Genomic DNA, 19587 nt, shown 5'->3' with positions numbered 1-19587 from the left:
TCATCCCCCAGTACTATTTACGTATCACGTCACAATTTTATCGGTATTTGGAATATAACCTTGGTTCCCTCTCCCGGAGCGGATTGCAGCTCGACACTGCCCTCTAAGAGCTGTACACGCTCACGCATTCCCAAGAGTCCAAAAGAGTTGCCATTCGCCATACGTTTTTCTAGATCAAATCCGACCCCATCGTCTTTGACGACAAGGCTTAACGAATCTTGTACAAATTCCAGCTTCACTTGAACGGTCGTAGCGCCTGCGTGCTTCTCCACATTGTTCAGACATTCCTGAACCAAACGGAAGATCGCAGCCTTTACCGAACTGCGCAAAGGAGGCTCCACACCGAATACTACCAGATCGATGGAAGACTGAATACGCTCTTCGCATGTTCGAATATATTTTTGCAAGGTAGGTACTAGCCCTAAGTCATCTAATGCCATTGGACGCAAATCAAAAATAATACGTCGAACATCTGCCAAGCTCAAGCGTACCATTTCCTTCAGCTCGTGAAGTTCCATTTGCGCTTCCAAAATGCGTTCGTTCTTCAACATGCGTTCTACAATTTCCGAACGCAGCACGACATTCGCCATCGATTGAGCTGGACCGTCGTGAATCTCGCGCGCGACACGCTTACGCTCTTCTTCCTGAGCCTGGATTACCTTTAGGCCCATCAACTGATGCTGCTTAGCCGATTCCAGCGCCTCGCCTATCTTACTTAAGTCACCCGTTAAATAGCCAAGCACGACGCCCATTTGAGAAACCAGCTTCTCTGCACGGACGATAGTTTCTTCCAAGGTACGCAGTTGACGCTCCAAATCATTTCTTCTGCGCTTCAAATTATTTTCCCGCTCGCGGTAAATAGACAGTTCTACCTGAATACGGCTCGCCTCTTCATATGCAACCCGAATGTCTTCCTCCGTGTACATATGAAAATTACGACTGACCAACACGAGCTTGTTACGCGATTTACGATACGCGAGTTCAAGCGCATCGACTTTTTGAATCACCTTGGAAATTTCTTGTCGAAGCTCATGTAAATCAAACTTCAATGAATTGCCATGCTGTCTGGCGTTTTCAGCTATATCAAATATTTGGGTTTTACTCGTTTCTACGGTTTCAATCGTCCGCTTGATCACCCCGTCCAGCACGCTGATGTCTATCGCTTTGTTCATGATTGCTCTCCTTCAAACTCATTTTTAGCCTTCGTGAACAACTGTTGGAGGTGCTCTTCTTCTACATTTCGCAGACCCACGTCATTGCGTGGAATGGCAAACGGATCTGTTCCCTGTTTTACGAATCCACGATTGGATGTAAACACATAGTGGTAGCCAGCTTGACGAGCTGTATCCAGTACGATTGGACTTGTGTAACCAAATGGCAACGAGATGACGTCGATCTCTTGCTTCATCCATTCACTTAAGCTCACGCGAGATATACTGAAATCCACATAGAGGCGGTCCCTGTACTCTTTCTCGTCCTCTAAACGCTGCAAGTCCTTCAGATAGACTGGCGCTGTTTCTGGGCCAAGATCGCCCCACTCATTTCGTTCTTCTTCTTCATGCAAACTGTACGTATGGGACCCGATCTTAACCAGTCCCGAACGAATCATTTCGTTAACTTGTTGACGCGTAAGTGGTGGCGTCATATTCTCCCGTTTTCGGTCAGCTACATCTCTTAAGCGCCCCGCAATCGCGAAGTTCACTGAAGGGTAGCCGTATGTACGTAAGATCGGAAATGCTTCTTTGTAGTAGCTCTCATACCCATCGTCAAACGTAATCAAAACAGCATTCTCAGTCGGTAAGGTACCCGTCTCCATAAATCGCTGGAACTCCTCCAACGAAATCGGATTCAGGTCGTTATCATGCAAAAATTTCATGTGTCGGTCAAATTGATCAGGAGCTATGACATACCGCTGATTCGATTGATCGGTGACATGATGGTACGTCAAAACAACAACCTGATTGGTATACCACTTTTTCGTTTGAACCGTTGCTTCTTCCGTTGTTGTGACGTTTGGCTCAGCATTTTTTGTCTCACTTATGCTTATAGACGTATCCACTTGGGGAAAAGGTTGCACTTCTTGTTTATTCTTTTTTTCCAGAAAAGATTCGCCTAACAACCCAATAGCCACTACAAAAAACAAAAAAGTAAGAAACACGATCAGGAAGAGCCTTCTCTTCGGCAAAAAAACCCCTCCTCTACTTCCTCACTAGGAGATTCGACATAGTCCTACAAATTCCTGTGCAACAATTGATCCAATAATTGGATGACTCTGCTCCTAAAACGAAAAAGAGCCCAGTAGCAACACCAGGCTCTTTTTATGTCGTTCATGAATATTAGAGTTGAGCAGCCTCTTGCTTCAGGATTTCTGCCTTGTCTGTTTGCTCCCAAGGAACATTCAGGTCATTGCGTCCGAAGTGGCCATATGCAGCTGTTTGTTTGTAGATAGGACGACGCAGGTCGAGCTGCTTGATGATACCAGCAGGACGCAGGTCAAAGTGTTTGCGAACCAATTTCACTAGATCTTCTTCGGAAACGGTACCTGTACCGAATGTATCTACCGCGATAGAAACTGGTTGTGCTACACCAATTGCGTAAGCAACTTGCACTTCGCATTTGTCTGCGAGACCAGCAGCCACGATGTTTTTCGCTACATAACGAGCTGCGTAAGCACCGGAACGGTCAACTTTAGTTGGATCTTTACCGGAGAACGCACCGCCGCCATGACGAGCATAACCGCCGTAAGTATCTACGATGATTTTGCGGCCAGTCAAGCCAGCATCCCCTTGTGGTCCGCCAATTACGAAACGGCCAGTTGGGTTGATGAAGTATTTGGTTTCAGCGTCCAACAGTTCAGCTGGAACAACTGGTTTGATTACGTGTTCAACCAGATCTTGCTTGATTTGCTCCAATGTTGTTTCAGGAGCATGTTGCGTAGAAATAACAATTGTATCAATACGAACTGGTTTGTCGCCATCGTACTCAACCGTTACTTGTGTTTTTCCGTCAGGACGGAGGTAAGCAAGTGTTCCGTTTTTACGTACTTCAGTCAAACGACGAGCCAACTGGTGAGACATGCTGATCGGCAGTGGCATCAGCTCAGGTGTTTCATTGCAAGCAAAACCAAACATCAAACCTTGGTCACCAGCACCAATTGCTTCGATCTCAGCGTCAGTCATTTTGCCTTCGCGTGCTTCTAATGCTTGGTCTACACCAAGTGCAATGTCAGCGGACTGCTCGCCAATTGCAGTAATAACACCGCAAGTGTCAGCGTCAAAACCGAATTTCGCACGGTCATAACCGATTTCACGAATGGTTTCACGAACGAGCTTTTGGATATCCACATAAGTGTTTGTAGTGATTTCACCTGCTACGAGAACCAGACCAGTAGTTACGGAAGTTTCGCAAGCTACGCGAGCGTTTGGATCTTTGGACAGGATCGCATCCAAGATGGAGTCGGAAATTTGGTCACAAATTTTATCCGGATGTCCTTCGGTTACAGATTCGGATGTAAACAGACGACGACCTTTTTGCAAAGCCATGAGAAAATACCTCCTTTGACCTCATACAAATAGTGTGGTAGCCGAGTCAGGATTTTATCTACGTAAACGCAAATAAAAAACCTTTTCCGTTTTTTAGGAGGAAAAGGTTTGAGCGTTTTTTGCTTCCTTCATCCTCTTATCGGCCAGAACAGATATCCGTTCTGCTGGTTAGCACCGCTCAAGATCGGTTGCCGGGCTTCATAGGGCCAGTCCCTCCGCCTGCTCTGGATAAGAGTATCCATTACGGATAATAGAATAATTGTTTTTTTCAGAGATGTCAATAGGAAAAATTTTACTTATAGTTGATACGCTTTGGAAAGTACCACCACTACCTCGGCGCGAGTTGCCCTTCCATTTGGTTTAAAGGAAGAACCATAGCCACTGAGCCACTTTCTAGATGTCAAAGCCTCAATAGCAGGAGAAGCCCAATGACTCGTTGGCACATCCTGATAATTTGAGCTACCACGGTTATACATCAAAACATCACGTGCCCGTGCGATCATTACCGCCATCTCTGCGCGCGATATCGGCTGATCCGGCTTCATTTCATTCTTCGGGTACCCTTGCAAAATTCCCAATTGATAGGCTACACCTAGATTGTGATACGCCCAGTGCCGCTTTTGCATATCCCGGAAGGTCGTCTTCCCAGTGTAGGTAGGCGCTACCTTAGATCCGGTCGCACGCATCGATTTAAGCAACATCGTCGCAAACTCTGCACGAGTCACTGCCTGATTCGGTTTGAACGACGCGTCATCAAATCCATTCACAATACCGCGAGAGCTAAGTCTGACGATCTCTTGGCGCGCCCAGTGGTTCGAAATATCGCGATAGCCCGCTATCAATTTCTGCTGCGTCACCGTGAGCCGGTACGATTCATATTTGAACGCAGTACCACTATTAAGACGTACATAATATTTTCCTGGTTGCAAACGCAAACCGATAATATCGTTCCCTTGCTTTGACAGCTCCGCTACCTCATTCGTCGAAGCAAGCGCATAGTCCATGTTTTGATCTCTGTAGAGCGCGAAACGAAAGCCGCTATCGACAGGAATGTACGGCGCTCGGAACGTCACATACGATTCATTATTCACAGTAAATTGGAACCAGTCGGAATCAGTAGCTATCGGTATCGTGCCTGACATCATTGTCCCACCGCTTAACGGAGACGCTTTTTGATAGGTGTCATTTGGCTCATTAAAATCTTTCTTTACCGGCGTGTATCCTAGATCCAGCTGATATTCGCCATTCACCGCATTGCGATTGTACTCACTCACACGGATGTAATACTTGCCTGGTGACACTTCTTTTTGGACGCGCTCTGTCGGATTGTCTATATTTCCGTTATCGTAGATAGGGTCCCAGACAACCACCTTTTTTCCGAGCTCTTGTTTACCGATACTCAGCAATAGATCGACACGCTTGTTATCAGGACTAACGGAGACATCCAAATGCCCGTATTCACGAACATAGTAGGAAAACCAATCCTGATCCCCTTCATCGTGAAAATTGCCTGTTACACTGATTTCGTTACCTACGAGCGGCCTTGCCGTCTCTTGCGTATCATTCGGTTCGTTACGGTCTGGATTGATGGTAAACTTACTCGTCAGCACATAGGTAAAAGAGTTGTTGACCCCTCCGTTACGCATTAAACGGATATTCATTCTTCCTGCCTTGACCGGAACCGTTATCGTATCCCCATTCCCGATGTACTGCGTAATCGGCTGACGATTCTCTGGGTAAAAGGTAGCTGCCATCGCTGAAGAAATACCTGAAGTTACTGTCGCTGTAAAGCTGACCTTCCCATCGTACGGGATGTCCATCTTCAGCCAGTCTACCGTGTCTTTTGGCCCCAAATTCCCACGTATCTGTGACTCGATCGGGAACGCTTTGGCTGAGTACGTCTGATTATTCGGCTCTAAAAAGTCATAGGATAAGGGCGTTCGAACTGCCTTGTCGACATTTAACAACCCGTATCCCGTTTTTCGGTCCCACCCCTTTTCCCCTAAATCCGTAGCCGTTTGATAAAGCAATTGTCTTACATCAAATGGACTCAGTTTGGGATAACGGGCTAGTATGAGCGCCGCTGCACCTGCTACTTGTGGTGCCGCTGCCGAAGTACCACTAAAAGAACCATATTTCCCCCCAAGCTTGGTCGTATAAACATTGAAACCAGGAGCTACCAGGTTCAGTTCAGGCCCTGTATTGCTTTGATACAGCACTTCATTGTTACTCCTTACAGCCCCTACCGCTACTACCGTGGGATAAGCAGCCGGATAAGCCACACGGCTACTCTCATTGCCACTAGCTGCAATCAGGACAGCTCCGCTTCTTTCCGCTCGTTGCACAGCATCCGCCAGTTCCTTGGTATAGGCCATACTGCTTAGAGACATGACGATGACTTTGGCTCCCCGGTCCAAGGCGGTATGGATGCCCTTTGTAAGAATCTCCTTCTCGGTTTTTCCGTTTTTGGCCAAAATTTTAATCGGCAAAATCTTGGCATTCCACAAGACACCCGATACACCAATACTGTTATTTCCGCTAGCAGCCAGTACACCAGTTACTTCTGTTCCATGTCCGTTATCGTCCTGGGCAGATCTCCCGGGATTGACAAGATTCACACCTGGCAGAAGGTTGTCCTTCAAATCAGGATGCTTATAGTCCGCACCGGAATCTAGCACCGCAATGATAATCTGTTCATTACTATTTACGACCGACCAGGCTTGGTGAGCTCTAATTTGACTCAAATGAAGCTGGTTACTTAAATAGTAATCATTTGATGCTGGTGGTGCTGCAGCATAGATCGTTTGGTTGTTTGCCATCACTAGCGCGACACTTATCGCAGTCGCCACTGACATGTTCACTGATTTTCTCATGTAAAACATTCCTTCCTTCTCTCCCCTGCAAAATGAGCAGTCTAAAAGGAATTCAGGTATTTATCTTCTCGACCTAGCATAGCGGATGAAAAGGGAGACATGCAACCCTGATCACCCATTATTTGGAACGTCACAACAGTACAAAACCCTTTTCACCATGGGCAAAAAGGGCTTTCTCCTTACTGTAACAAACCTTTATTGTCTTCCACTTCAGGTGCTACCTGAGCTTTTTCTTTTTTTCTTTGCTGTGCTTTCGGAATAAATGCAGTCAGTTCCGCCAGATTTACCTCTTCCTTTTTAATGGAGGAGAACGGAATATCAAATACCCATACACGATGGCTACTTGCTTCTACCTTCATGTTTTCCAAGGTGAAGTGTACACGCGCTACGGTATCGCCATCCTTATCATGAACGATAATCGGCACTTCGGTAAACTCCAGACGTTTTGCCAAACCATTACGGAAAGCAACGATGACTTTCAGGCCGTTATCTTCACCTGGCTTGATGTCGAGGACTTGCAAATCTACTTCGCCCTCTACAATCGGAGCCTTCTCTGCTGCCTGCTGCATGTATTGCTTGGACTCATCTGCACTCAGACCCAAATTATAGTTTTGATTCTCTTCTGCTTTGTGCTTTTTCGGCTTGAAATAGGTCAGCTTCAGAGGAACCTCTTTTTCAGGAATACGGTCGAACTCATCCCAGCGGAACATGAATTCCATCGGACGGCTGGCCATTTCCATCACTGGACCAGATGTGATCAGATCAAAAGTCTTGCTCGCGACTTCCTCTCCATCCTCCGTCACCAAAGACAACGGAAGCTTTTGCAGCAAAATGCTGCGGTCAGTCGCATTGCGAACGTAGGTAAGAACCAAGTAACCCTCATTGGTGACTTGTGTAAAGAATGGAATGATACCGACTTCGTTACGAACAACCGGAGGCATTTCATCATGCGCGTACTGCAAGAGCTCATGATCCGCTTCGTCCAATTGATCATCCCACGGACCGTTCAGCACCAAAAACAATTCCTTGGATTCTACACGGTTCGCAGATTGCTGCGGATCCTCTAATCCGGATACACCCAAATAAAACTCTTTATGAAGATTCTCATGAATATCTTCGCGTACTTGCTCCAAGCTCTCCTTGGAACCAAACCAATTTTCCAATAACCAACTCATAAGTCAACCTCCTCTTTCCCACACTCAAAAGTATTGCGCTCTATTCTACCTCAAGCGTCCATCTTTTCAGGTCGGCATCAGGCTTTTTCACTAAATTTGGCGGGAATACAATCAGCCACGGACGGCTGTAACCCGGCTTCACATTTATGCCGCTTGCGTTCAGCACGCCTGTTGCTACCAGATCACCATTTGCATCAGCAATCGTCAGCTTGATCTCATCTGGACGGTAATCGTGGCCCATCCCATTGCGGAAGAGCATCGCTGCTACCAAATGTCCTTCCTTTGTCATCCCGATATCAAAACCAGTAACCTGTACCGTATTAATCGGAATCATTGGCAAAGACTGCGTCAACGCTTCCAGACGATCCTTTTGGCGATCAGTCATGCGCTTTTCCATTTCGGGATCGAGCTCAAGATTACGAGGCCATACATGCGAATTTCTACCAGCCTTCATTACCACTTTCCAACGCTTAAAGGTGAAGTTATCATGCAGATAGCTCTCTTCCGGGAACAATACCTCCCATGGACGGCTGGTGTGCGGCGGAATTGCGCCCATATCTGACAAATCTACCTTGATCCGTGCAAACGCATTATCATCAAGATAAATCGCTAACCCAACGTTTTTAATCCGCACTGGCTTATTCGTGGAGTTACGGAAGAACATAGCTACTGTCATGCCGTTTGGCTGAGGGATCATGCTGAATCCCGTTACGCTAATCATGCCTTTACGAATCTCTGGCAATTCTTCTTGCAAAAAGCGCAGCGTATACTTTTTCTCGGAATCCAACTCGCTCTCCCAAATCGGGCTTAGAGACAATTCCGTACGGATCTTCTCAACTCCACCAGTAGACCCTTCCTGTTGCTCATTGCTTTCCATTTCGACCTCGGTGTTTTTCAACTCAGCGACATCGATGGCAGACTCTTCTTGAATATCTTCTTTTAGATCCTGTTGATCCTTACCTAAAAAATTCTTCATAAAGGAAAACATAGGTTACCTCCTCACACGTCCGTACACGAACGAAGCTCTCTTATCATCATAAACTTTTTTGACTGGCCTATGCAAATTCGCTCTCTTGCATCAGGCTTATTGGGGAATGTTTACTTTCCAACGAGACAAGTCCAGCTCTTCCTTTTGGATGCTCTCAGGCGGGAAAATGAACAGCCATGGCTTGCTCGTATTTGCATTTACAGTCAGGCTGCCTAGTTCAAACAGGCCTTCTGCCACTTTATCCCCGCTTGCATCATAGAGCGCCAGCGGCAACCTTTCGAAGGACAGCGACTGGGTAGAACCATTGCGAATCAAAAGCATCGCATTCAGATCACCACTTTCGGTTCTCCGAATCTGCACACTTTGTATATTTACTTCTCCCTCTTTTAGCGCAGGGAGGTTCTTCGCTAGTTCAATTAAGGACGTTTTTTGTTCATCTGTCAGCGCCTTAATCCAGGATTCCTCCAGCTCCAGCTGCTGTGGAAGAACCATCTTCTTCTGCGCCATCTCGAAGGCGATCTTCCAATTCACGAGAAGAACTTCTATCTGTAAAAAGTGCTCTCTGGCAAATACAAACGCCCACGGTCTTGCAGAACGCGGCGGAATTTCTCCAAGCTCGCTCAAATCAAAGGATTGGCGGGTAAACAGCTCCTGATCCCCAAACAGTACCACCAGCGTCATCTCATTCAGGCTAATTGGACGGTCCGTGCTGTTCCGGACGAATGCTACCACTTCAATCCCGTCGTCATGCGGAACAAGTGAAGTCCCTGCCAAGGAGATATTCCCTGGCTGCAACGGTTCCAGTTCCTGAGCCATAAAGGAGAGCGAGTATTTCTCTTGCGCCCCCAACTGCTTCTCCCACAATTCATGCAGCGAGAGTGTGGTGACGACGCCAGTTGAATCCTCATGTACCTGTTGCGCATCCTGATGAGACTGTTCGGTATCAGCAGCGGAAAGAATCGATTCCTCCTGAACCTGCTCCCGCACCTCATTGGTTGTCGGTTTTTTCCCCGTTAAATTCTTCAAGAAGGATAACATATCGTCGCTCCCAACTTTTCTCTACATCTATATATAGTAACATTCGTCATCCACTATAGCATAGTGACATCCTTTTGCAACATAGAAAACTTGGCATTCCAAGCTGAAAACAAACGGCTTTTGCAACCTTTTCATTGCTCCATTCGTACTGTTAGTTATGTTAGGATACCCGTACGTAACAGGGGATGTCAAGGAATGGAAGGATGGATGGTGGGGCAAAAAAGGAGAACCTGGTTTACTCCCGCCTCAAGGACCGTTTCTTAGTCTGTTTAATCCGTGCAAACACCTTGGATCGTACACCGTGTCTTCGTTGCATATTTAATGAAGAAGAATTTTTATGCTCTCGATCCGGAAGACTCCATGTATAACATTTCCATAATGAGTTAAAGTTTACAATGCTGTTTATTATTGATAAAATGTAAGGGTCTAAACAAATAACTTGGGGAATTTCTTTTTGGCCAACTGCCTTGTGCAGTTGGTTCTTTTTTTGTTGATACAGGAAAGAGCCTATCACGAACGCGACAGGCTCTTTCTTCCATACCTTCGATCTGATGAACCTTGACTTGGACAAATGGATTTTTTCAGTTCCTTCTATATATACGGATGATTTGATCAGTAATGTCATCTCCGGCACTGCTTGTATTCGCGTTAATTACAGGAATTTTTAACATTTTTGTATATGCAGAGGACTATTCGCTAATAGAATAGTCCTTTTTATTTTTACCAGATTTATTATGCTAGTTTTCTTAAACATCAACTTCCCAAGGCAAAACTACACTTCCATATTGTGGGGATTTCCATTACTTAGCAATCAGCTACATCCATATTCCTTTTTTCTACAAATGATGGGTAACATGGACCCTATGAAAATACTGGTAGGACGTGATTTGCTGGAATTGGTGAACAATTAGAAATTATTGTAAGGGTTAGTGCTATTAACGGTACAACTGTTGAAGTTAAATTCAACAAAGAAGCAGATGCTGTATCTTTGTTCAAAAATGGCAAAGATGGCGATCTCGTTGATAATGTAGTAACTCTCAAAGCTATCGACGATACTGTTGGTGCTGGTACATTGAAAGGTAAACTGAGCGAAGACGGAAAAACTTTGACTGTAACTACAGCAAATGCAGTTTCCAAGCGTTACAACGTAGTTATCGATGGCATCAAAGCTAAAGATGGCTCTGCTTTCGTTAAATACGATGATGTTGTAACATTCGCTGCTGACACAACTGCTCCGTCTATCGTTTCCACTGTAAAAGATTCCGCTAGCACTTTCACTGTTACATTCTCTGAGCCAATTAAAGAAATCGGCACTGTGACATTCAAATATGCTGACGGTACTCCTGTTGCAGATGTTGACGTTACAAAAGAATTTACTGCTCCATCTAACAAAGTGACTTTCACTTTGACTTCTAATATCGCAGCTGGTAAAACAGTAATTGCGACATTGATCGGTACGCAAGACACTGCGAGCAACCTGCTCACTCCAAACCCTGCAACTGTAACTATGGTTAAAGGTGCATTGGACGGAGTAGCTCCAACCGTTTCTGCTATCGCACAAACAGGTGCAGATACTTTGACTGTCAAATTCTCCGAGCAACTCGTTAAGAACCCAGCTATTAAAATCGGTACAGAAGTAGTTGCTGCCGATAAAATTGTGAAGGATACAACTGATCCTACTCTTTATCATGTAACAGCTCAAGGTGTACTTGAGGGTGTTCAAACTGTTGTAGTTTCTGAATTCCATGACCTCAGCGGTGAAGCTGGTAAAGAAACTAGCAAAGTTGTAGAATTTACAAAAGATGCAGTTGCACCAAAAGTTGCTTCTTCTAATGTAGTTGTTGATGCTACTGATAGCAAGCAATATCTGGAACTGACATTTGATAAAGATGTGAAAGTTGCTGATAATGCAACAGTAGCTGGTAAAGGTTCTTATGTTAAAGACCATATCACCTACGAAATTACTGCAGCTGGTACACCAGTAAAACAAGATGCAACTAACAAGAAAGTAGTTCGCGTAAACCTGGATGCTTTCTTGGCAGTCGACACTGATGTTGAAGGCGCTACTTACAACCTCGACCTGACTTTCGCTAATGTAACTAGCGGTACAGATGTAGCTGTTGAACCAGCTAAATCCACATTCACTCGCGGTAAAGATGGTGTACCAGCTAGTGGTGCAGTTGCGAAAGTAACTGATGTTAAGCAAGGTACTGACAACAACAAAGTAAACGTTACTTTTGACCAAGCAGTAGACGGAGCTTCAGCTACGAATGCAGCTAACTACAAAATTGACGGCGCTGTTGTTGAATCTGTAACATTGCTGCCAGTAGACGCTACAGCGAAGACTCAAGTTGCAGTACTGAACTTGAAAGCTGGTTCTAACGAATTTACTGGAACTCGCAACATCAACATCTCTGATGTGAAAGCTCTTGGTTCTACTAAAGTGATGGAGCCATTCCACATTAACACAGTATCTCTTAATGAGAACGTTGCACCAGTTGTAGTTTCTGCTATCTTGACTGGAACAACTGAAATCACTTTGACATTCTCTGAAGCAGTTGCGGATGGTACAGAGGATGATTTCGAAGTATTGATTGAAGGTAAATCTCAAGCAACAGCTGAGAATGTAAAAGTTGCTGTTGATGCAAAAGCTACCAACACTGCTAAAGTAACAATTGCATCAGTTGGTGAAGACAACAAACTCGCTAAAGGTATCTCTCTGAAGGCATTGACTTCGATCGATGTGAAAGATACTGCAGGAAACGTTTTGTCCGTTCCAGCTAACATCGTTGTTACTAAGTAATCGAAACATTACTTCACAAGCTCTATAATAAGAGCAAAGGAAGTAGAAAAAGCACCCCATACGCAGAAATGTGTACGGGGTCTTTTTTTGACCGCCTTAAAAATATTTGTAATCCGTTGCAAATGTTGGAAGAGGCTAACGCAGTCATGCGCTAGCCCCATTCATTTTTGGCTGCATGTAACTGAAAACTTATAATATTTCCAATGACATAACACTTTGTTTTATTGTATTTGAATATCCAAAAAACGGTTATACTTAAAGTATTGCCCTTACCTTACAGGTACTCTTATTACTTGCGTACACTGGCATTCATGGTGGTGTTTTGAGACAAATGGTCTTAACTCAAGCAATAAATATTTTCTTGCAATACCTATCTTCAATTGGCCGGAGTGAACAAACGATTACGGGTTATAAAAAGGATTTGTCATACTTCACCCGTTTCCTGGAAAGCAAATACAACTGCGAACCATACATCGACGAAGTATTGGTAACGGATATCGAAGATTTTCTTCTTTATCTTAAAACAGAACGTGCCTATGCTCCTGCCAGCAGACAACGTAACCTTCATACTTTCCGTTCATTCTTTGCTTATGCACAGAAAAAAGAATGGGTTCCCCGGAATATTGCATTGTCAGTTGAGAAAATTAAGGTTCAGCAAAAAGAAAGAACATATTTGGAAGAAGCAGAGGTAGACGAGTTGGTTAATGAAATTGATCACCCACTCATTAGACTCGTCGTCATGGTTCTTTACATGACTGGTATGCGAATTTCAGAGTGTCTAAACCTGAAAGTCGATGAAGTGAAATGGGATCAACAAGTAATTCATGTAGTGGCGGGTAAGGGAAACAAGGATCGGTTTATTCCCATCTCCCCTCGTTTACTACCGGTGTTGAAGGAGTACGTACTTCATCATCGACCTGATACTAATTCCAATCGTTTTTTTTGTACAAAAAAAACGGGTAAGCTTTCTCCGGTTTACGTGAATCGTGAAATTACAGAAGCAGTCAAACGATTAGGCTGGAGCAAGAAAGTGACGGCGCATATCCTCCGCCACAGCTTTGCAAGTCAGTTAGTTAAAAAGGATGTTAATCTGGTTCAAATACAAAAGCTTCTAGGACATTCATCTTTGAACGTAACCAGTATTTATACTCACACCAATTTAGATCAGCTACGAGATGCGATCAGCCATTTGTAGGTGAGAGTATAAAAAATCCAAACACTTTAAAAGAGAGATATAGGAGTGTAGAGAGTGGATATACGTACAGAGAAAAAACCCATCTATGATGAGCGTGTCAATGAGATATTGCGAGGCATGGTTGAAGGAAAAACGCGGGATGAGTTAGCAAAGGAACTGGGACATAAGAATTACAAGACGTTAGATATATACATGCGTCGTAAGAACTTTATGTGGGATCGTTATAAACAAGCCTATGTACCTATACATACAAGTACTGAGAAGTGGGACCCAAGTAAGGATTTAATGAAGTCTTCAATGGAGTCGACGATTCTCTCGCTCTTTCAGGAAGAAGGAGCAGATGCGAAGACGATTGCCAAGCGTATGGGCTTTCAGGATCATCGGGAGCTGGCAACATATATGAAGGCAAAAGGATACAAATGGTGTTCTGATACGAAGAACTATGTGAAGGAATACGGGAAACTAACCGATAAGGAAATGCAACATTACGAAGCAATATCATCGGATGAAAACCCGCTGGAAGAATTAGAGGAGCCTTTTGGAGCGTCTAGAATTGGTCTCATGGGCTCTAACCAGATGGATCAATATCTTTCCCTACTCGAACTTTTGGAGCGTAACAGAGGCCGTCTAATCGATCTGATCGTCCCTGGCTCGGAATCAGGGAAAGTTCCTCGATATGCAGTGCCTGGAGTCTTCGTTACGAAATCCGTTCATATGACAAATACACTCGATCAAATGGTCCGTGAATACAGTAAGGAAAAAAATATTAGTCAGAGAGATATTTTTGCTGTGGCATTGATTGAGTTTTTTAAGCGATATGGGTATGAGAGAGAGATCAGTACGTTAATTGGTAAAGTGTAAGTCAAATAGCCTTCTAGTCCCTGTGATTTACTACGGGATTTGGAGGCTTTTTATTGTTATATCATACACGCATAGCGAATCGCTTGGATAGAGGCATTGGACCTACAGTACATCGGAGATTTTGGCCCATTCTGAATGTGTTAACGAGAGAAAGAGCCTGGCTCTGAGAGGCAGACTCTTTCGAAGAAGTATGGATTTAAAACCTTCTGATTGAAAACTAATTACTCGTTACTGTAGTTGTTATATTTTGGTCTGCTACTGTTTTCGTAGACGTAAATGTTACTTTCGCTCCAGAAACCGCGATATTCTGACGGAATATCCCTTTTCCATTGTTGATTGCTTGAAAAGCAGACGCAATTTTGTCTGCTATGTCAGAAGGTGTTTCTGTACCTTGTAGGGGAACCGTACCGTCTCATTCAAATAGTTTCCATCGGTAAGTTAACACTCAAATCCTTCGAGCCAGAACCAGCCTCAGTAATTTCAAGTTTATTTACCTCAGCTACTCCGCCCGTACGAGTAACGCCCTTTCTCCATTCCGAACCTACTCCAGTGACACCCGTCGCGTCAAGATCTTCTAACGTAATGGTAATATCTTTGTCTGCCTCTTGTGTTGGTTCATTAATATAAATAGTCATACCACTTCCTGTAATATGATAATCAAATCTCAATTCTTGATTAATCGCATCCAACAGCTTGTAGAAGACCGTTGTAGTATTGTCATTCATGTTCACCGTTTGAATAATGTCTTTTTGAGTCTGACCATCATCAAATACAACCTTAATCCTTCCGTCTTTATTTGCACCTGTTAAAATCTCTAACTGATTCGTCTCTTCTGAACCGCCGGTCGGTGCCATACCTTTTACTACTTCCTTCGCATTCCAGACAATCTCGCTAAACGTAAAAAAGGACTGCAGACATGATCTCTCTGCAATCCTTTTTGGATATCTCGTTCATTTGTAGATTTGAGAAACTACAACGCCCATTGTAAGTTCTCGTATCCTTCTTATCCGCTGACTGGGTTCCTTCGCTCCGGCCAGTTTTCTCCTCCCCGCCTGTGTTGCCACTACGGGTACAAACGGCAAGCCATCCACACTACTACGAACCCGCTGCCATCTTATCAGCCTCACTGGTGCTAACCCACCTCTTCTGATAAGACTTCAAACGTTCCACCTTGTCTATCCCTTGTTTTGCTGACCTTAGGTCCCCACTATACAATCCGAGAAAAACAGGTTTAACAGCCTGAATTGTTCCTGTTTCGTCTGTACGATCTCGCGTACATCGACTGTTGTCAAACCCCTAGCGCTTCACTACCTGGCAACAGCTATCTCGTATTGGGTCACCATGGATTCGTCGCCTGACCATAGTCAACTTTTAAGGAGCCCCGCCTTGCCTCTCAGCAAGTACGACTTCACCTGACTTCACGGGAGCAGTTGGTATAGGACTGCTTTCCGTGCAGGAGGATTAGGCACATGAGTCATAGGCTGTTCTCATGGATTGGAGTTGCACCAATCTATTCTACAAGGTAGTTAGAGGAAATCCTCAGACAAGGCGTTATGCCAAGTCTGAGGGAAGTCCTCCACTTCTTTCACTCAATTGAGTTTATGAAGTAACGTTTCGTAATTTTATTAAGGAGCTTTCACTACAGCAGCTTTAAATGCAGCGACAGCTTCAGTAAGAGATGTTTTTGCATCATCTAATTCAAGTTTTGTTGCAGTTGCTTTATCATGTACCGATTTAGCAGTGTCGATTGCAGCTTTCAAGGTATCTTTGCTACCAACAGGGTAGTTTCCTGGATCTGTTCCTTCGACTGCATTAGTGTGAAGCTCATTTGCAGCAGTAATTTCTTCATTCAATGCATTTTTAGAGGCTGCAAGCTCAGCTTCAAGCTCAAGTGCTTTAATTTGTTTTACAGACTCATCCAACTTTCTAACAACACCTGCTGGAATAGAATCTTGTTGAGCTGGTTTTAAAGCTTTGTAATCAGCTTCAGCGTTAGCTACCGCTTGTTTGTGATCCAAAGTAAGATCAGCTTTTGCAGGAAGAGCGTTTACTGCATCAACTACTTTTTTAATTGCATCAGCAGAACCAGCATCACCTTCCAACTTTTTGATCTGTGCAACAGCAGCATCCAGTTTATCAACTATTGCTTTTGTAATAGAACCTTGTTGTTTTGCATCAAGTTTATCATATGCTGCTTTTGCCTCGTTTACTTCAACTTTATTGTCAAGAGTCAACTTGTCTACTGCAGGGAGTGCATTAATTTTTTCTACAACCTTCGCAACTACAGCTGCAGATTCATTTACTTCTTTAATTGCATTCTGAATATCTGTTGCGTTCGTTTTACCAACCAAAGCTTCTTTGTAAGCATCGATGTTAGTCTCAACGATTGTCAATTTGAGAGTGTTTGCATTTGCTTTCAAAGCTGAAAGAAGAGCATCTTTCGAACCGGACATAGCAGCTACAACAGCGTCTACAGCAGCTTGTTCAGCAACTCCAGTCAATTTTATGACTGCGCCACCAAGGTTAGCCGCGTTAGGAACGAAGGTGTTACCTGGAATATCTTGTACATTCAAGTTAGATGATTTAGGTGTCAACACAGTTTCTTGAGCTGTATCAAGAGCACGGTCGAGTGTAAGTCTGATTACTTTTTCAGTGGCAGTAGAGGATTTAATTCCTACATTGGATCCACCGTTAGTAATTACAAAGTCATTCTTGTAGAGTGCAGAGTAACCTGTTGCAAGGTTTTCAGAGAAAGTAATTTCAATTGTTGTAGCATTTACAGCAACTACTTTGTCATTTGTAAATGTTGGAGCAAACTTATCTTCCAGAGATTTGTACGTGTCACTTGGGATTTTGTTACCCAGCGGATCTTTCGTACCAATTCCACCTTGCGCTTCCGTTATAAGGTTATTAGCTACAGCACTATCTACGGTACCTGTTGGGAAAGTAAGAATTACTTTAGCACCATCAATCTCTGCATTCTTATCTTTGTTCCAAACTTTCACGTTTTGCAAGATACCTGTAGTAGCATTTGTACCATTGTACATGAAGTCATTTGCTTCAATGAAAGATAGTGGCTTATCGTACTCAACAGTGATTGTAGTATCGTTGGTTGCTGTTGCACGCAAATATTTTGGTGTCAATGTATTTGATGCACCGATTTGAACATAATCTACGATGCCAGTTGTGAAGTTACCAGCAACGTCTTTCACTTGTGCAACTCGGATCTCATCGTTAGCGCCATCCAAAGCATCGTATTTAGAAAGGTTTGGTAAATCGATTGTAACAGACTTATTATCATCAGCTGCTACAAGCGTCGCTTCAGGTGGCAATGCTTCATAGCTACCGCCATCAACTTTCAATTGATAGTTAGCTTTGTTGGAAATGCTTGCGCGATCCATTGGTTCGTTAAAGCTAACTTTAATAATTTTTTGAGCATAATCATAGAGTACAGCAGTTGGTTTTTCTGGAGCAGTAGTATCAACAACATTAAAGGACTTAGATACTGTGTTAATAACGTTTCCAGAAGCATCCATTACATTTGCAACTTCAACAACGTAGGTTCCACCTGGTAATGCAGTAGAAAGATTGATGTTGTAAGTGTATGCTTCGCCTTGAGCTGTAACATTATAAATAGTACCAACTTTGTTTCCAGCAGCATCTCTGATGGTGTAGTTAGCAGTATTCGTTACGCTCTGACCCATAGCCTCATTAAATACTACTTTAATAGTTTTGTCATTCGAAGCAGTGATGGCCTTAACTTCTGGCTTAACAAGATCAATAGCTCCATCTACAGTAAAGCGGAACTCTGTAGCGGATTTGTTACCATAAAGGTCAGTAACTTGTTCTTTTGCAATCGTGATTAAGTTAGCGCCTTTAGACAACAGGTTATCTCTAGAGATACGTATTGTCTTTCTATCGTTTGTACCTGGTTTGTAGTCAATTTTAGTAGGGAAGTCTCTTTGGTTTGTTCCGTTAATAGAGATATGTTCTTTGCCAGGCCTGTTAACTGCTTCATCGAAAGTAACATCCAATGTGTTGAGGTTAACAGCTGTAGCGTTCACAAAAACAGGACCAGTTGTATCATTAACAACAGAAACTGGTTTTGTTACTTCATCTACAAAGAAGCCAGCATGGTCTTTAATTGTTGCACCTTTAATAGTTAAGTTGTGCGATCCTGCAGGCAGGGCAACGCCAAAGTTCAGTTCAAGGACAGTATCCTTTGCTGGAGGTTCTTGATCATCCCAGTTCTGTCCTGTGAATCCAAAAGCAGACAGATCCAAGTTGTTCAGCTTGAATGCTGCAGGTGAAACAGTTTTGGGATCTACTGGTTCACTGAACTCAACAACAATCTTTTTGTTACCGAAAATCGTTACGTTCTTAATAGTTGGGAACGCAATATCGGTAAAGAAGAGTTCTTTTGCAGTGTCAGCAACTTTGTTTCCGTTCTTATCAAGAACGTTTTTAACTGTCAGCGTCAATTTTTCTTGTTGCTTCTTAGCTACAGAATATGTGATACGAACGGTTTTACCATCAGCTTGTAGCTCAGCTTTCGCTACACCTTGTGAAATTGGCACAAGGTTTTCGAGGTAGTTTGCAATGTTAGTTGCGGAAGCAGTTTCCACTTCTTTATTGAACACCACGTCTACTTGCTTCAGGTTAATAGCACTTACAGATTCAACTTTCAGGTCACCTGTAGGAGCTGGGTCAACTTTAGATTTTGCATCTTCTGTACCGGAAGTAGTACCATCGAGGGTTACTACATCATACAGGTCAATGAAATCTTCTTTTAGCAGTTTATCTTCATAAGCTTTTTTGCGACCTAGATCAAGAATCTCTTGAAGGAAAGCACCGCGGCCTTGGTTGTCAACTTGTACAACCGCTTTTGGTCCAGCAAGGCGAACATTAGCCAAGAAAGATTTTCTTGCTTCTTTGGTCATGTTCAATACTACATCAGTAGAATAGAATTTTTTGACGTTTCCACCCATGTAAACACCCGCTTTAGGTGCTGCAAAAGCGGAAGCTGCCATGCTAGCTACTACTGCAGTCGAGAGAACTGAAAGGACTACTTTTTTATTCACGTACTACCCCTCCGTAAGTTTGATAGGAAGT

The 19587-nt window shown here is 43.6% G+C and carries 12 protein-coding genes and 1 riboswitch; of the genes, 3 read left to right on the top strand and 9 right to left on the bottom strand.

From position 1 onward, the window contains the following. Nucleotides 1-29: 29 nt before the first annotated feature. The 7 genes from E8L90_RS26070 to E8L90_RS26040 form a co-directional block, all read right to left on the bottom strand. Nucleotides 30-1172: a sensor histidine kinase gene (locus E8L90_RS26070; RefSeq protein WP_137032043.1), complete on the bottom strand. Its 1143-nt coding sequence runs from the start codon at nt 1170-1172 to the stop codon at nt 30-32. After that, a complete protein-coding gene (locus tag E8L90_RS26065) occupies nt 1169-2185 on the bottom strand; it encodes a polysaccharide deacetylase family protein (protein WP_137032041.1) in 1017 nt (338 codons plus the stop codon). The genes E8L90_RS26070 and E8L90_RS26065 overlap by 4 nt, the downstream gene beginning before the upstream one ends. Before the next feature lie 151 nt (nt 2186-2336). After that, nucleotides 2337-3542 carry a methionine adenosyltransferase gene (gene metK, locus E8L90_RS26060; protein WP_137032039.1) on the bottom strand — a complete coding sequence of 402 codons (1206 nt, stop codon included), beginning with the start codon at nt 3540-3542 and terminating at the stop codon, nt 2337-2339. Nucleotides 3543-3675: 133 nt separating this feature from the next. After that, nucleotides 3676-3777, bottom strand: a riboswitch (SAM riboswitch). Nucleotides 3778-3838: 61 nt separating this feature from the next. Beyond that, a complete protein-coding gene (locus E8L90_RS26055; RefSeq protein WP_137032037.1) occupies nt 3839-6415 on the bottom strand; it encodes a S8 family peptidase in 2577 nt (858 codons plus the stop codon). A 179-nt stretch (nt 6416-6594) separates the two neighbouring features. Next, complete coding sequence (locus E8L90_RS26050) at nt 6595-7590, bottom strand: SLAP domain-containing protein (protein ID WP_137032035.1); 996 nt, start codon at nt 7588-7590, stop codon at nt 6595-6597. A 40-nt stretch (nt 7591-7630) separates the two neighbouring features. Further along, entirely contained in the window at nt 7631-8578 is a 948-nt protein-coding gene (locus tag E8L90_RS26045; RefSeq protein ID WP_137032033.1) for an SLAP domain-containing protein, read from the bottom strand. Between the two features lie 96 nt (nt 8579-8674). Further along, entirely contained in the window at nt 8675-9616 is a 942-nt protein-coding gene (locus E8L90_RS26040; RefSeq protein WP_137032031.1) for an accessory Sec system S-layer assembly protein, read from the bottom strand. Between the two features lie 988 nt (nt 9617-10604). Between E8L90_RS26040 and E8L90_RS26035 the strand changes: the two genes are divergently transcribed. From E8L90_RS26035 to E8L90_RS26025, 3 genes are all read left to right on the top strand, one after another. Beyond that, nucleotides 10605-12419, top strand: coding sequence for an Ig-like domain-containing domain (locus E8L90_RS26035; protein ID WP_137032029.1), 1815 nt, complete (start codon nt 10605-10607; stop codon nt 12417-12419). Nucleotides 12420-12750: 331 nt separating this feature from the next. Then, the gene (locus E8L90_RS26030; protein ID WP_137033614.1) at nt 12751-13614 is read left to right on the top strand and encodes a tyrosine-type recombinase/integrase; all 864 of its coding nucleotides are present in this window, start codon (nt 12751-12753) and stop codon (nt 13612-13614) included. Nucleotides 13615-13668: 54 nt separating this feature from the next. After that, nucleotides 13669-14475 (top strand): hypothetical protein, encoded by an 807-nt coding sequence (locus E8L90_RS26025; RefSeq protein WP_137032027.1) that lies wholly within the window; start codon nt 13669-13671, stop codon nt 14473-14475. Nucleotides 14476-14891: 416 nt separating this feature from the next. On the opposite strand, the gene E8L90_RS26020 is transcribed toward E8L90_RS26025, so the two are convergent. Both E8L90_RS26020 and E8L90_RS26015 read right to left on the bottom strand, forming a co-directional pair. Then, nucleotides 14892-15329, bottom strand: coding sequence for a hypothetical protein (locus E8L90_RS26020; protein WP_137032025.1), 438 nt, complete (start codon nt 15327-15329; stop codon nt 14892-14894). A 771-nt stretch (nt 15330-16100) separates the two neighbouring features. Further along, complete coding sequence (locus E8L90_RS26015; RefSeq protein ID WP_137032024.1) at nt 16101-19556, bottom strand: hypothetical protein; 3456 nt, start codon at nt 19554-19556, stop codon at nt 16101-16103. Nucleotides 19557-19587 lie beyond the last annotated feature (31 nt).

Origin of the sequence: Brevibacillus antibioticus (assembly GCF_005217615.1) — a bacterium.
Lineage (GTDB): Bacteria > Bacillota > Bacilli > Brevibacillales > Brevibacillaceae > Brevibacillus > Brevibacillus antibioticus.
The sequence above is the reverse complement of the archived record's forward strand: the minus strand, read 5'-3'. Positions and strand labels throughout refer to the sequence as shown.

Bases quoted from the DNA above. Each gene is read 5' to 3' on its own strand.
- E8L90_RS26070 (WP_137032043.1), bottom strand. From the start codon at position 1,172: ATGAACAAAGCGATAGACATCAGCGTGCTGGACGGGGTGATCAAGCGG.
- metK (WP_137032039.1), bottom strand. From the start codon at position 3,542: ATGGCTTTGCAAAAAGGTCGTCGTCTGTTTACATCCGAATCTGTAACC.
- E8L90_RS26055 (WP_137032037.1), bottom strand. From the start codon at position 6,415: ATGAGAAAATCAGTGAACATGTCAGTGGCGACTGCGATAAGTGTCGCG.
- E8L90_RS26050 (WP_137032035.1), bottom strand. From the start codon at position 7,590: ATGAGTTGGTTATTGGAAAATTGGTTTGGTTCCAAGGAGAGCTTGGAG.
- E8L90_RS26045 (WP_137032033.1), bottom strand. From the start codon at position 8,578: ATGTTTTCCTTTATGAAGAATTTTTTAGGTAAGGATCAACAGGATCTA.
- E8L90_RS26040 (WP_137032031.1), bottom strand. From the start codon at position 9,616: ATGTTATCCTTCTTGAAGAATTTAACGGGGAAAAAACCGACAACCAAT.
- E8L90_RS26030 (WP_137033614.1), top strand. From the start codon at position 12,751: ATGGTCTTAACTCAAGCAATAAATATTTTCTTGCAATACCTATCTTCA.
- E8L90_RS26020 (WP_137032025.1), bottom strand. From the start codon at position 15,329: ATGGCACCGACCGGCGGTTCAGAAGAGACGAATCAGTTAGAGATTTTA.